Raw genomic sequence first — 13914 nt, forward strand, 5'->3', positions numbered from 1 at the left:
ACCATCTTATGCCGATCGCCCCCCTCGCCGCGATCGTCCTCGCCGCCGGCAAGGGCACGCGGATGAAGTCCGATCGGCACAAGGTGCTGCACCCGGTGGCGGGCCGGCCGATGCTGCTCCACCTGCTCGCCAGCGTCGCCGAGCTGAAGCCCGAGCGGACGGCGGTGGTGGTCGGCGCCGGACGCGAGCAGGTCGAGGCCGCGGTCGCGCCGCTCGGCGCACCCCTCGCCGTCGAGGTGGTGGTGCAGGCCGAGCAGCTCGGCACCGGCCATGCGGTGGCGCAGGCGCGCGGCGTGCTGGCGGGGTTTGAGGGCGACGTGCTGGTGCTCTATGGCGACGTGCCGCTGGTGGGCGCGGCGACGATGCGGCGCATGATCGATCGGCTGCACGCGCCCGACGCGCCGGCCGTCGTGGTGCTGGGCTTCCGCGCTGCCGATCCGGGCGCTTATGGCCGGGTGATCGCGCATGCCGACGGCCGGATCGAGCGGATGGTCGAGTTCAAGGACGCCTCGTCCGAGGAACGTGCCGTAACCCTCTGCAATTCCGGGCTGATGGCGGCGCAGGCGGGCGATCTGTTCGCGCTGCTCGCCCGCGTCGGCAACGCCAATGCGGCCGGCGAATATTATCTGCCCGACATCGTCATGCTCGCCGCCGGGGACGGCCGCGCCTCCGCGGTGATCGAGACGGACGAGGCGGAGGTGACCGGCGTCAACAGCCGCGGCGAGCTCGCCGCCCTGGAAGAGGCGTGGCAGCGCCGCCGGCGGGCGCAGGCGATGGCCGACGGCGCCTCGCTCGTCGCGCCGGATACGGTGTGGTTCGCGCACGACACGCTGCTCGGCCGCGACGTGACGGTGGAGCCCAACGTCGTGTTCGGGCCGGGCGTGTCGGTAGCGGACGGCGCGACGATCCGCGGCTTCAGCCACATCGAGGGCGCGACGATTGGGCGCGGCGCGACGATCGGGCCGTTTGCGCGACTGCGCCCCGGCGCCGTGGTGGGCGAGGAGGCACACGTTGGCAATTTCGTCGAGATGAAGCAGGCGGTGCTCGGCAAGGGCGCGAAGGCCAACCACCTGACGTATCTGGGCGACGCCAACGTCGGCGCGGGCGCGAACATCGGTGCGGGTACGATCACCTGCAATTACGACGGGTTCTTCAAATACCGTACGAATATCGGCGCCGGAGCGTTCATCGGTTCGAACAGCGCTTTGGTGGCGCCCATCAACATCGGCGCGGGCGCGATCGTCGCGGCGGGATCGGTCGTCACCACCGACGTGGAAGCGGACGCACTGGTCCTCGTCCGCCCGCCGCAGGTCAGCAAGCCCGGCTGGGCGGCCCGCTTCCGCGAGCGGATGCGGGCGCGCAAGCGGGGCTGACAGCCATGCCGCCCGCCAGAGGAGGCGTCGTCCTGCTGCACGGTCATGGCCGTCGGGGCGCTTCGCTCGGGCGCCTGGCCCGCGCCGCTGCACGACAGGGTTATGCGACGCTGGTGCCGCGCTACCGGCATCGGCGATCGATGCGGGCGATCCTCGACGAGGTGGCGCCGCAGGTCGAGGCGTTCGCTGCCGAGATCGAGCGGCCTGTCCACTTCATCACCCATTCGCTCGGCGGCCTCGTGGCTCGCGCGCTGATCGCGCGCGGCGCATCGCCGACCGGGCGGCTGGTGATGCTGGGGCCGCCCAATGCCGGGAGCGAGTGGGCCGACCTGTTGCTGGCGCTCCGGCTTGATCGCCTGGTGCTAGGCGCGATCGGGGCGCACCTGCGCACGACGAGGGCACCTGCCGACGAGGCGCTGCTCGGTGCGTCGACCGATGGCGTCGGCATCATCGCTGGCACCCACGCGCTCGATCCGCTCTTCCCGCGGCTGTTGCTGCCGGGGCCGAACGACGGCAAGGTAACGGTTGCGGCGACGCGGCTTGACGGCGCCGATCACCTCGAACTGCCGGTCAGCCACACGTTGATGGTCTACGACCGCGAGGTCGCGCGGCAGGCGATGTGGTTCCTGGAGCGCGGGTTCTTCGATCGGGAGGCAAAACCAACGGCTGGACGATGATATCGCCCGATGATATCGCATCAACATGAGAACCCTGGTCGACATTCCCGACGATGACGTGCGATGGCTCGACCTGCGGGCGACTGCGCAAGGGAAGTCACGCGCCGCGCTCGTGCGCGATGCCGTGACGGCGTATCGCGCGGAAGCGGTGAAGAGCGGGATCGCCGGGGCGTTCGGTATCTGGAAGGACCGCACCGACATCGGGGACGCGGTCGACTGGCAACGACGTGAACGCGCCGGCTGGACCCGCCCCTGGGACCATGACTACGATGAGGTTCGAGCCGAGTTCCCGGACCTTTTCAGCCCGGATGAGGACCGCGAGCGACGATATTGGAAGGATGTCGAGGAGCGTCGGCGGCACGAGAGGGGCGAGTGACAATCTGCTCGTTCGACAGCAACATTCTGATCGATTCTCTGAATGGCCTGGAGGTCGCGAAGGCCGAACTGGAGGCGGCGGCCTCACGCTGGATCAGCCGCGTGTCCTGGATCGAAGTAATGTCGAAGGTGAGGCCAGAAGACGGTCGCCTGATGGAAGGCTTCTTTGCCGATTTCACGATTGATGAAGTGACGGTCCCGATAAGCCGTCACGCGGCCGTACTGCGCCTGCGCAGGCCGGCACTAAAACTGGCTGATGCCGTTATACTGGCCTCAGCGCAGGTTCATGACCGCGTGCTAGTGACCCGTAACACGAAGGATTTCCCGCCGGGCATGGCCGGCGTCCGCATTCCTTATTCTCTTCCCTGACTGGATAGCGCCATGTGTGGAATTGTTGGCATCGTGGGCGCGGAGGACGTGGCCGACCGGCTGCTCGATGGGCTGCGGCGGCTGGAATATCGTGGCTATGACTCGGCCGGGATCGCGACCGATCACGGCGGCGCGATCGAGCGGCGGCGCGCGTCGGGCAAGCTCGTCAACCTGGCCAAGGAGCTCGCCGCGCACCCGCTGCCCGGCACCACCGGCATCGCGCACACCCGCTGGGCAACGCATGGCGGCCCCACCACCAACAACGCACACCCGCATGCGACGGACGAGGTTGCGGTCGTCCACAACGGCATCATCGAGAACTTCAAGCCGCTGCGCGAGGAGCTGATCGCGCGCGGCCGCGTCTTCACCAGCGAGACCGACACCGAAGTCGTCGCGCATCTGATCAGCGAGAAGGTGGAGGCGGGGACGGCGCCCGCCGATGCGGTGCGCGAGGTTCTGCCGCGGCTGCACGGCGCGTTCGCGCTCGGTATCCTGTTCCGCTCGCATCCCGATCTGCTGATCGGCGCGCGGCTGGGTTCGCCGCTTGTCGTCGGCCATGGCGAAGGAGAGACATACCTCGGCTCCGACGCGCTGGCGCTGGCGCCGCTCACCCAGCGGATCGCCTATCTGGAGGAGGGCGACTGGGTCGTCTGCACCCGCGATGGCGCGCAGGTGTACGACCGCGCGAACAACCCCGTCGAGCGGGCGATCACCATCTCGGGCGTCACCGGAGAGCTGATCTCCAAGGGCAACCATCGTCACTACATGCTCAAGGAGATCTACGAGCAGCCGATCGTCGTCGCGCAGACGCTGCGTTCGTACCTCCAGCGGATGGAGGATCGGGTGACGCTGCCGATCCCGGACTTCGACCTGTCGACGATCCGGCGCGTGACGATCGTCGCCTGTGGAACGAGCTTCTACGCCGGCATGGTTGCCAAATACTGGTTCGAGCAGTTCGCGCGCGTGCCCGTCGACCTCGATGTGGCGAGCGAGTTCCGATACCGCTCGCCGGTGATGGAGGAGGGCGGCCTCGCGCTGTTCATCTCGCAGTCGGGCGAAACGGCGGACACGCTCGCGGCGCTCCGCCACGCGCGCGCCGAGCGGCAGACGATTGCGGTCGTCGTCAACGTGCCGACCAGCACGATGGCGCGCGAGGCAGACCTGCTGCTCCCCACCCACGCGGGGCCGGAGATCGGCGTCGCCTCGACCAAGGCCTTCACCTGCCAGCTCGCGGTGCTGGCCGCGCTCGCCGCCAACCTCGCGCGCGCCAAGGGCACGCTGAAGGCAGGCGAGGAGCGCGGCATCGTGCGCCATCTGAGCGAGGCGCCCGCCGCGCTCAACGCGGCGCTCGCCTATGACGAGGCGATCGAGGCGATGGCGCACACCGTCGCCGCGGCGCGCGACGTGCTGTACCTGGGGCGCGGCACCGATTATCCGCTGGCGCTGGAGGGCGCGCTGAAACTGAAGGAAATCAGCTACATCCACGCCGAAGGTTATGCGGCGGGCGAGATGAAGCACGGTCCGATCGCGCTGATCGACGAGCATGTGCCGGTGATCGTCATCGCGCCGTCCGGGCCGCTGTTCGACAAGACGATCAGCAACATGGCGGAGGTGCAGGCACGCGGCGGCAAGGTGATCCTCATCAGCGATTACGATGGCATCCAGGCGGCGGGCGAGAACTGCCTGGCGACCATCACCATGCCCAAGGTCCACCCGCTGATCGCGCCGCTGGTCTATGCGGTGCCGGTGCAGTTGCTGGCGTACCATGTCGCGGTCACCAAGGGCACGGACGTCGACCAGCCGCGCAACCTCGCCAAGTCGGTGACGGTGGAATGAGTGCGGATGTCCTGGTCTCCATAGACGGCCAGGTCGGCCGGCTGCGGCTCAACCGGCCGAAGGCGCTCAACGCGCTGACCATGCCGATGGCCGAAGCGATGCTGGCGGCGCTCGACGGGTGGCGGACCGATCCGGGCGTGGCGGCGGTAATGATCGACCATGCGCCTGCGCCAGACGGCGATCCCAAGACATCGCGGGGTTTTTGCGCGGGCGGCGACATCCGGATGCTCGCCGCCTCCGGCGTGGGCGACGGAGCGGCGGCGCGGGCGTTCTTCGCGACCGAATATCGGCTCAATCACCGGCTGTTCACCTATGCCAAGCCGACGATCGCGGTGATGGACGGGGTGACGATGGGCGGCGGCGTCGGCCTGGCGCTGCCGTGCCGGCATCGCATCGCGACGCAGAACACGCGGCTGGCGATGCCGGAGACCGCGATCGGACTGTTCCCCGACGTCGGCGGCGGTTGGCATCTGTCGCGGTTGCCCGGGCGGATCGGGCAGTATCTGGCGCTGACCGGCGCGCGGCTGAACGGCGCGGAATGCCTCGCACTCGGCCTGGCGACCCACTACACCCTGAGCGACAGGCTGGACGAGACAAAGCAACTGCTTGTCGAGCGTCCTTCCGGTGAAATCGAGATCATCCTTGCCGGCGCGACGCAGGTGCCCGACGGCGCCGACATCCTCGATCACCGCGCCGACATCGACCGGCTGTTCGCCTCGGACGATCTGGAGGAGGTGCTCGCGGCGCTCGCGGCGGACGGCGGCGACTTCGCCCGGAAGACGCTGGCGACGCTGCGCACCCGCTCGCCCCTGTCGATGAAGGTCAGCCTCAAGCTGCTGCTCGACGGCCATGCGATGCCGACGTTCGAAGACGAGATGCGGCAGGAATATGCCGTCGCCACGCACATGGTGCAGCGCCCGGACTTCGCGGAAGGCGTGCGCGCGGTGATCGTCGACAAGGACAACGCGCCGCGCTGGGACCCGGCGACGCCCGGGGCGGTGAGCGATCACCTGATCGACCGCATCTTCGCCCCGCTGGACGAGGCGGATGCGTGGAACCCCGCCTGACGCCGCCCGTCTAAACGCGAGGCGCGCGTCGGTGGCGCGCGGGAGGGGACGGCATGGCACGGATCGGCATCATCGGGCTCGGCAACATGGGCAGCGGCATGGCGGCGAAGCTCGCGGGCGCCGGGCACGACGTGCGCGCGTTCGACGTGTCCGACGGGGCGCTGGCCAGGGCAGTGGCGGCGGGCTGCACCGCCGGCGCCAGCGCGGCGGCGGTGGGCGACGACGTGGAGGCGGTCGTCACCATGCTGCCTGCGGGCACGCACGTCGAGCAGGTCTATCGCGACAGCCTCGTCGGCCGCGTCGCGCCCGACACGCTGCTGATCGACTGTTCGACGATCGACGTCGCGACCGCGCTCCGGGTCGCGGAGCTGGCGGCGAAGGCGGGGCTGCCGGCGGTGGACGCGCCGGTGTCGGGCGGCATCGCGGCGGCGGCGGCGGGCACGCTCACCTTCATGGTCGGCGGCACTAGGGAGGCGTTCGATCGCGCGCAGCCGGTGCTGGCGACGATGGGCAAGTCGGTGATCCGCGCAGGCGCCGCCGGCGCCGGCCAGGCGGCGAAGATGTGCAACAACATGATCCTGGGCGCGACGATGATCGCGACGTGCGAGGCGTTCGCGCTCGCCGAGCGGCTGGGGCTCGACGCGCAGGCGTTCTACGACATCGCCAGCGTCTCGTCGGGGCAGAGCTGGTCGATGACGAGCTATTGCCCCGTTCCCGGCGTCGGCCCGGTGACGCCGGCGGACAAGGGCTATGACGGCGGGTTCGCCGCCGCGCTGATGCTGAAGGACCTGCGGCTCGCGATGGCGGCGGCGGGCGACTGCGGCGCGACCACTCCGATGGGTTCGCGCGCGGCGGAGCTTTACGAGGCGTTCGTCGCCGCCGGCCATGGCGGGCGAGACTTCTCGGGCATCATCGAGACGCTGCGCCCGTGACGCCGTCGCTCGCCGACGCGAGGGCGCTGGACGCCGCCGATCCGCTCGGCCCGATGCGGGCGCGGTTCGCGCTGCCCGCGGGCGTCGTCTACCTCGACGGCAACTCGCTCGGCGCGCTGCCCGCCGCGACGCCCGCGCGGGTGGCGGCGGTGGTGGCGGAGCAATGGGGCCGGGACCTGATCGGCAGTTGGAACGTCCACGACTGGATCGGCGCCGCTGCCCGGGTCGGCGCGCGCATCGCGCCGCTGATCGGCGCTGCACCGCACGAGGTGGTGGTGGCGGACTCGACCTCGGTGAACCTGTTCAAGCTGATCGCCGCCGCGATGGCCGCCCGGCCGGGCCGCATGACGATCCTGTCGGAAGCCGGCAATTTCCCGACCGACCTCTACGTCGCTGACGGGGTCGCGTCGATGCTGCCGCACGCACGCGTCCGGCTGGCGCAGGCGGACGATATCGCGGCGGTGGTGGACGAGGACACGGCGGTCGTCGTCCTGACCCACGTCCACTACAAGAGCGGCCGCATGCTCGACATGGCGGCGCTGACGCGGGCGGCGCAGGCGGCGGGCGCGCTGGTACTCTGGGACCTCAGCCACTCGGTCGGCGCGGTGCCGGTGGCGCTGAACGCGTGCGGCGCCGATCTCGCGGTCGGCTGCGGGTATAAATACCTCAACGGTGGGCCGGGCGCGCCGGCGTTCCTGTTCGTCGCCGAGCGGCACCAGGCGACGCTGCGCTCGCCGCTCTCAGGCTGGATGGGCCATGCCGCGCCGTTCGCCTTCACCGACGAGTATCGGCCCGCGCCGGGCATCGACCGGTTCCAATGCGGCACGCCGTCGATCCTGGGCCTCGCCGCGCTGGAGGAGGGCGTCGCGATGTTCGAGGACGTGTCCTTCGCCGATCTGGTCGCTAAGTCGCGGGCGTTGACGGCCCTGTGGATCGATTGCGTCGAGCAGCGCAGCGCCGGCCACGGCTTCGCGCTCGCCAGCCCGCGCGATCCCGCGGCGCGCGGCAGTCATGTGTCGTTCGCGCATCCCGATGCCTATCCGATCTGCCGGGCGCTGATCGCACGCGGCGTGATTGGCGACTTCCGCGCGCCCGACGTGCTCCGCATGGGCTTCACGCCGCTCTATACGTCGTTCGAGGACGTGTGGTGCGCCGGCGACATCCTCGCCGACGTCATGGCGACGGGCGCGTGGGACCATCCCGAATATCGCACCCGCGCCGCCGTCACCTGAGGTTCCGTCACGTCCAGTAGAGGATGCGCGCCCGCGGCAGGCGCGCGGCGATCTCCGTCTCGAAGAACGCGCGCAACTCGCGCATCGCGGCGGCGTCGTAGACGAACTTGACTGAGCCGAACTTGGTCCGCTTCTCCGTCCGGCCCGCGGCGCCCATGTCGAGCCGCGAACCCGGATACCAGCTCTCCAGCACCGCCTTCGACCCCGGGGTATAGCGATGCGTGATGAGCTCGACCGTCAGGTCCGCCGTATCGGGCACGCCCATCAGCGCCGCGGCGGCATCCGCGATCAGCGCGCCATAGGCCTCGCGCCAGCCCGCTGCGGCGATGATCGGCGCGATCGTCAGCCCGAGCCTGTAGCCGGCCCCGCCCATCCGCGCGAGCGCCGCCAGCCGCGCGGCGACCGGATCGGTCCCGCCCTCGAACCGCGCATAGGCCACCGGATTGATCGACGCGCGCATCCGCGTCCGGCCGCCGTGATCCAGGCCGACGAGCGGCGCGACGTCCGCGAACTTGCTGGTGAAGCGAAGCTGCGCGTCGGCCTCCCATTGCCCGAACCAGGCCACGAGCGCGGACAGCGATCCCGTCAGCGGCTCGATCCCGAGCGGGTCGGTGTAGCAGGATGCCTCGAACGTCGTGCCCTCATGGGCGCGGCTGCGCGAGCGCGAGGTGATCGTGCCCGCGCCCAGCCGGGGCGGCAGCTCCGCCAGTATCTCGGGCAGATTGGCATAGGCGCGCGTGATCGGTGGCCCCTTGAGGGAGCCGGCGAGATAGCAATAGCCACAATGCGCGGGGCAGCCCTCGGCAAGATCAACCCGCCAGTCGGCGCTTGGCGCGATCGGCTGGAGCCGGCGCTTCGACGGTGGAGCGACCGTCACCGCCAGCGTCGCCTTCGCCTCGGCATAGGCGCGGCGCGGATCGTCGGGAAAGGCGAGCGCGAGGCGGTCGGTCGGCAGCTCGACGACGTCGATCCCAGCCGCCGCCGCGCGTTCCGCAATGCCGCGCCCGTGCGCCCAGTCGAGCGCCGAGCGGGTCACGAGCACGCGGCGCGGGCGCCACGCGCGGGCGGGGGTAAGGCGAGGGAGGGGATCGGCATCGGCCATGGTGAAGCAACGAGCCGCGGCGAGCTTACGATCCGAACAGCCGCCTTTCGTCACCCCAGCGAACGCTGGGGTCTCCTCGCGTGTCGGGCCTCGCAACGACGAGATCCCAGCTTGCGCTGGGATGACGGTTTGGAGATGCCATGCTCATCACGATCTGCAAGGCTAACGCTAGAGGAGTGATTTAATCCATGACCGCCTCATCGCCCGCTTCCCGGCCTCCCGTCGTCGCCGGGATCGAGCTAGGCGGCACCAAGTGCATCGCCATGCTGGGGTCCGGGCCGGACGACATCCAGGACGAGGTGCGCGTGCCCACGACCACGCCCGGCGAGACGCTCGCCGCGCTGGAGGCGGTGCTCGATCGGTGGAGCGGGTTCGCCGCGGTCGGCATCGCGAGCTTTGGCCCGGTGTCGGTCGATCGCGCCGCGTCGGACTGGGGATCGATCACCACCACGCCCAAGCCGGGCTGGGCGGACACCCCGATCGCGCCGCAGCTCGCAGCCCGCTATCGGGTACCCATTGGCTTCCACACCGACGTCGTCGGGGCGGCGCTTGGCGAGGGGGCCTATGGCGCTGCCATGGGCCTGGCCGACCATGCCTATATGACGGTTGGGACCGGCATCGGCGTCGGGCTGGTCGCGGGCGGCGCGCCCGTCGCCGGCATGACGCACCAGGAACTCGGCCACCTCCGGCCGGTCCGCGTGAAGGGCGACGACTGGCCCGGCATCTGCCCGTTCCACGGCGCCTGCGTCGAGGGTCTGGCTTCCGGCCCCGCCATCGTCGCGCGCACCGGAACGCCCGCGCCCGATCTGCCGGTTGATGATCCCGCGTGGGACCTCGTCGCCCATGCCATCGCTCAGGCCTGCGCCGCGGTGGTGCTGACCGGCGTGCCGCGCCGGATCGTGATCGGCGGCGGGGTGATGGTGGGCACGCCGCACCTGTTCCCGCGCGTCCGGCGGATGCTGCACGACAGCCTCGCCGGCTATCTGGTGACGGCAGAGCTCGCGGAGCTCGATAGCTATGTCGTCCCGCCGCGGTTGGGCGGGCAAGCGGGTCCGCTCGGCGCTCTGGTCCTCGCCCACCGCGCGCTGGCGGGTTAGCCCTTACGAACCCTTAACCCTGTACCGCGTACCCCGTCCCGACGAGCGAAGTGGCGACGAGGGTAATTGACGATGCGTGTTCTGATCGTGGACGACGAGCCGGGCATGCACGACAGCTACCGGCGGAGCTTCGCGCCCGCTCCGGCGGAGGTCGGCGCGCTGTCGGCGATGGCCGCCGAGCTGTTTGGCGACGATGACACCCCGGCCGATCAGCCCGACGATCCGGCGGATTTCGCGCTGACCCATTGCATGCAAGGGCTGGACGCTGTCGCGGCGGTGGAGCGCGCGCTGGCGGAGGGCACGCCCTATCCGGTCGCGTTCATCGACGTGCGCATGCCGCCCGGCATCGACGGCAAGGAGACCGCCCGCCGCATCCGCGCGCTCGACCCTGAGATCAACCTCGTCATCGTCACCGGCTTTTCCGACTTCTCCCCGCTCGAGATCAGCCGCGCCGCCGGCCCTGCCGACAAGATCTTCTACATCGCCAAGCCGTTCGAGGTCGCCGAAGTGGTGCAGACCGCGACCGCGCTCGGCAAGCGCTGGGAAGTGGACCGCGAACTCGCCGCCGCGCGCGCCCGTCTAGCCGACCAGGTCGCGCAATTGCAGGAACAGGGACTGGAACTCGCCGCAAACGAGAGCCGCGCCATCCATATCGCCACGCACGATCCACTGACGGACGCGCCCAACCGCCTCGCCTTCCAGCGCGCGCTTGCCGAGCGGGTGCGACGGCCGGGCGCCTTCGCGGTCGCGATGCTCGACCTCGATCGGTTCAAGCTCGTCAACGATACGCTCGGCCATCTTGCCGGCGACGAGTTGCTTCGTGAGGTCTGCACGATTCTGGTCGCGACGGTTCCGGACGGCGCGCTGGTCGCCAGGCTCGGCGGCGACGAGTTCGGCCTGATGTTCGACAGTCCCGGCGACCAGGCCGCGGTGATGGCATGCGAGCGGGTGGTGCATGCCTGTTCGGGAACGATGAAGCTGTTCGGCAACTCCGTCCAGGGCGGCGCCTCGACGGGCGTCGTCGTCCGCGCCGACGACGACAGCCGCGACGTCGTCGACCTGATGCGCCGCGCCGATCTGGCGCTCAACGACGCCAAGCGCGCCGGCCGCGGCGTCGTTCGGCTGTTCGACGAGAGCATGGACGAGAGCATTCGCTTCCGCCGCCGCGTCGAGACCGGCCTCGGCCAGGCGATCAAGCGGGGCGAGCTAGGCCTCGTCTACCAGCCGATCGTCGCGCGACAGGGACTGGAGGTCGCCGGGTTCGAGGCGCTGCTGCGCTGGCACACCACCGAATATGGGCCGATCAACCCCGCGACCTTCATCCCGATCGCGGAGGAGTCGAACCTGATCCACGAGCTGGGCGATTGGGTGCTGCACGAGGCGCTGTCGGTGCTGGGCGACTGGCCGGGGCAATATGTGTCGGTCAACTTCTCGCCGCGCCAGTTCCGGCGATCGAACTTCGTCGGCTACATCATGGAAGCTGTCCAGCGCGCCGGCGTCTCGCCCGAACGGCTCCAGATCGAGATCACCGAAACCGCGATCTTCGACGATGCCGATCGTGCGGCGGAGACGCTGTACCGGTTGCGGCAGATGGGCTTCCGCATCGCGCTCGACGATTTCGGCACCGGCTATTCCAGCCTCTACAACATCCGCAAGTTCGCGCTCGACAGCCTCAAGATCGACAAGAGCTTCATCGACGGCATGGGCCGCGAACGCGAGTCGGCGGCGATCGTCCATTCGATCATCCATCTGGGCCAGGCGCTCGGGCTCGGCGTGATCGCGGAGGGCGTTGAGACGGAGGCGCAGGTCGCGCTCCTGCGCGCCGCCGGGGCGAGCCACCTGCAGGGCTATTACTTCTCGCGGCCGGTGCCTGCGACGCAGGCGCGCGTCATCGCGGCAAGCCGGTTCGCGGCGGATGGGTCGATCGACGAGGCCGGCACCGGAACCGACGGCTGATGGCGGCCGTCCTCGGGCGATGGCGCGCCGGATCGCGCGCGCTGCGCCGGCCGCGATCGCTGGGCGCCAAGCTCGTCCTGATCCTGACGATCGTCGGCATCGTCGGCGCGCTGGGCATCACCGCATTGCTCGCCAGCCTCATCATCCCGAGCTTCAACACGCTGGAAGCGCGCTCGGTCGACGCGCATGTCGAACGGACGCACGCAGTACTCGCCGAGTTCGCCAGCAAGGCCGAGAGTGCGGTGCGCGACTATGGCGACTGGAACGCCAGCTATGACTATATGGCGCGCCCCTCGCCGGCGTTCGAGCGCGAGAGCTTCTCGCCGCTCGCGATGACGAACCTGGGCGTCAACGGCATGGCCTATCTCGCGCCCGATCGGCACGTGGTGATCGCGCGCTGGATCGACGGCAGTGCGGCGGTCGAGGACGACGGCGCCCGCGCGCGCTTTGTCGGCGCGCTTTCGCGGATCGACTTCTCGCACGGGCTCGGCGCGCGCCATTCGCGTTCCTTCTATCTCAAGCTCGGCAGTGAGGTGGCTGCGGTCGCGGTGGCGCAGGTGCGGCGCAGCGATGGCAGCGGCACGCCGCGCGGATGGGTGGCGATGGCGCGCGAGCTTCCGGCGACCCAGGTCGCCGACCAGCTTCAGCTCGCCGCACACTTCGATCCCGTTGCGACCGGCCCGGCGGTGACGGTCGGGCGTCGCCGCGCGACGATGCGGATCGGCGTCCCGATCCTCGGGCCCGATGGCCAGGCCGTCGCCGCGGTCTCGTTCGTCATCCCGCGCGACGTGTCGCTGTTGGGTCAACGGATGCTGATGATGGCGGTGGCGGGGACGACCGTGCTGCTGCTGATCGTGCTGGTGACGCTGCGCCGGATCATCACCCACATGGTGCTGAGACCCCTGCACCGCGTCGAGCGCCACATGCAGGTGGTTCGCCAGTCGGGATCGCTCGGGCTGCTGGACGCCGAGGTGGAGGGGGAGCGGCGTGACGACGAGATCGGATCGCTCGGGCGCAGCTTCAACTCGATGCTGCGCCAGCTGAACGACCTGCGCGAGCAGATCGAGGTGCAGAGCTTCGCGCTCGGCCGGTCCGAAAGCGCGGTGGCGGTGATGCACAACGTCCGCAACGCGCTCAATCCGATCACCACGATCCTGAGCCACGGCCTGTCCCAGCCGTCGCCGATCGACCGCGCGACGCTCGATCGCGCGGTCGGCGAGCTGGCGCGCGACGACCTGCCCGACCTGCGCCGCCGCAAGCTCGCCGCCTTCGTCGCCGCCGCGATCGAGGCGGAGGGCGCCGCCCGCACCGCGCAGATCGATGAACTGCACGTCGGCCGCGAGGCGATGGCGCATGTGCTGGAGATCATCGGCCAGCAGCAGCGCCAGGCGCACGAACGGCCCAGCCTGGAGCGGTGCGACATCGTCGAACTGGTCTCGCGCAACGCCAACATCGCGCGCTATGCCGGCGTGGGCGGCGGCGACGGCGCGATCGGCTTCACCTTTCCCGCGCTGCCGTGCCCGGTGCTCGCCAACCGCGTGATCCTGAGCCAGGTGATCGGCAACCTGTTCTCCAACGCGGCCGAGGCGATCGTCGCCGGCGGCGCGGGGCAGGGGACGATCGCGGTGTCGGTCAGCCAAGCGGCCGGCGAGACGATCGAGGTCGCCATCCACGATTCGGGCGAAGGCTTCGATCCGGAGGTCGGCCGCACGTTGTTCCAGCGCGGGTTCTCGACCCGGCCGCACAAGTCGGGCGGGCTCGGGCTTCACTGGTGCGCCAATTCGATGGTCGCGATGGAAGGGTCGCTGCGGCTGGAGAGCGAGGGGCGCGGCTGCGGCGCGACGGCGATCCTGACGTTGCGCGCCGCGCCGGCGCAGGAGCACGCCCTGGCCGCCTAA

General features: G+C 70.2%; 12 protein-coding genes. 11 read left to right on the top strand and 1 reads right to left on the bottom strand.

The features are described from left to right. Positions 1-8: 8 nt before the first annotated feature. The 8 genes from glmU to kynU are packed head-to-tail and all read left to right on the top strand — an operon-like array spanning position 9 to position 7861. Positions 9-1373, top strand: coding sequence for a bifunctional UDP-N-acetylglucosamine diphosphorylase/glucosamine-1-phosphate N-acetyltransferase GlmU (gene glmU / locus ACFE65_RS04970; RefSeq protein WP_375381239.1), 1365 nt, complete (start codon positions 9-11; stop codon positions 1371-1373). 5 nt (positions 1374-1378) lie between these two features. Next, positions 1379-2050, top strand: a complete 672-nt coding sequence (locus tag ACFE65_RS04975; protein ID WP_375381240.1) for an esterase/lipase family protein — start codon at positions 1379-1381, stop codon at positions 2048-2050. Between the two features lie 25 nt (positions 2051-2075). Continuing rightward, on the top strand, positions 2076-2426 hold the full coding sequence (locus ACFE65_RS04980) for a ribbon-helix-helix protein, CopG family (protein ID WP_375381241.1): 351 nt from the start codon (positions 2076-2078) through the stop codon (positions 2424-2426). Next, positions 2423-2794, top strand: a complete 372-nt coding sequence (locus tag ACFE65_RS04985) for a type II toxin-antitoxin system VapC family toxin (protein ID WP_375381242.1) — start codon at positions 2423-2425, stop codon at positions 2792-2794. The genes ACFE65_RS04980 and ACFE65_RS04985 overlap by 4 nt, the downstream gene beginning before the upstream one ends. A gap of 12 nt (positions 2795-2806) precedes the next feature. Next, on the top strand, positions 2807-4630 hold the full coding sequence (gene glmS, locus ACFE65_RS04990; RefSeq protein WP_375381243.1) for a glutamine--fructose-6-phosphate transaminase (isomerizing): 1824 nt from the start codon (positions 2807-2809) through the stop codon (positions 4628-4630). Further along, positions 4627-5697, top strand: coding sequence for an enoyl-CoA hydratase/isomerase family protein (locus ACFE65_RS04995; RefSeq protein WP_375381244.1), 1071 nt, complete (start codon positions 4627-4629; stop codon positions 5695-5697). The genes glmS and ACFE65_RS04995 overlap by 4 nt, the downstream gene beginning before the upstream one ends. A gap of 53 nt (positions 5698-5750) precedes the next feature. After that, positions 5751-6629 carry a 3-hydroxyisobutyrate dehydrogenase gene (gene mmsB / locus ACFE65_RS05000; protein ID WP_375381245.1) on the top strand — a complete coding sequence of 293 codons (879 nt, stop codon included), beginning with the start codon at positions 5751-5753 and terminating at the stop codon, positions 6627-6629. Then, positions 6626-7861 (top strand): kynureninase, encoded by a 1236-nt coding sequence (gene kynU / locus ACFE65_RS05005; protein WP_375381246.1) that lies wholly within the window; start codon positions 6626-6628, stop codon positions 7859-7861. The genes mmsB and kynU overlap by 4 nt, the downstream gene beginning before the upstream one ends. A gap of 7 nt (positions 7862-7868) precedes the next feature. Here the strand turns inward: kynU and ACFE65_RS05010 are convergent, their stop codons facing one another. Further along, positions 7869-8963 (bottom strand): radical SAM protein, encoded by a 1095-nt coding sequence (locus ACFE65_RS05010; RefSeq protein ID WP_375381247.1) that lies wholly within the window; start codon positions 8961-8963, stop codon positions 7869-7871. Positions 8964-9151: 188 nt separating this feature from the next. Here ACFE65_RS05010 and ACFE65_RS05015 point away from each other — a divergent pair, with 188 nt between their 5' ends. From ACFE65_RS05015 to ACFE65_RS05025, 3 genes are all read left to right on the top strand, one after another. Then, complete coding sequence (locus ACFE65_RS05015) at positions 9152-10060, top strand: ROK family protein (protein ID WP_375381248.1); 909 nt, start codon at positions 9152-9154, stop codon at positions 10058-10060. 72 nt (positions 10061-10132) lie between these two features. Further along, positions 10133-12016, top strand: coding sequence for a putative bifunctional diguanylate cyclase/phosphodiesterase (locus tag ACFE65_RS05020; protein WP_375381249.1), 1884 nt, complete (start codon positions 10133-10135; stop codon positions 12014-12016). Beyond that, complete coding sequence (locus ACFE65_RS05025; protein ID WP_375381250.1) at positions 12016-13914, top strand: CHASE4 domain-containing protein; 1899 nt, start codon at positions 12016-12018, stop codon at positions 13912-13914. Before ACFE65_RS05020 ends, ACFE65_RS05025 begins: the two co-directional genes overlap by 1 nt.

Origin of the sequence: uncultured Sphingomonas sp. (genome assembly GCF_964237335.1) — a bacterium.
Classification (GTDB): domain Bacteria; phylum Pseudomonadota; class Alphaproteobacteria; order Sphingomonadales; family Sphingomonadaceae; genus Sphingomonas.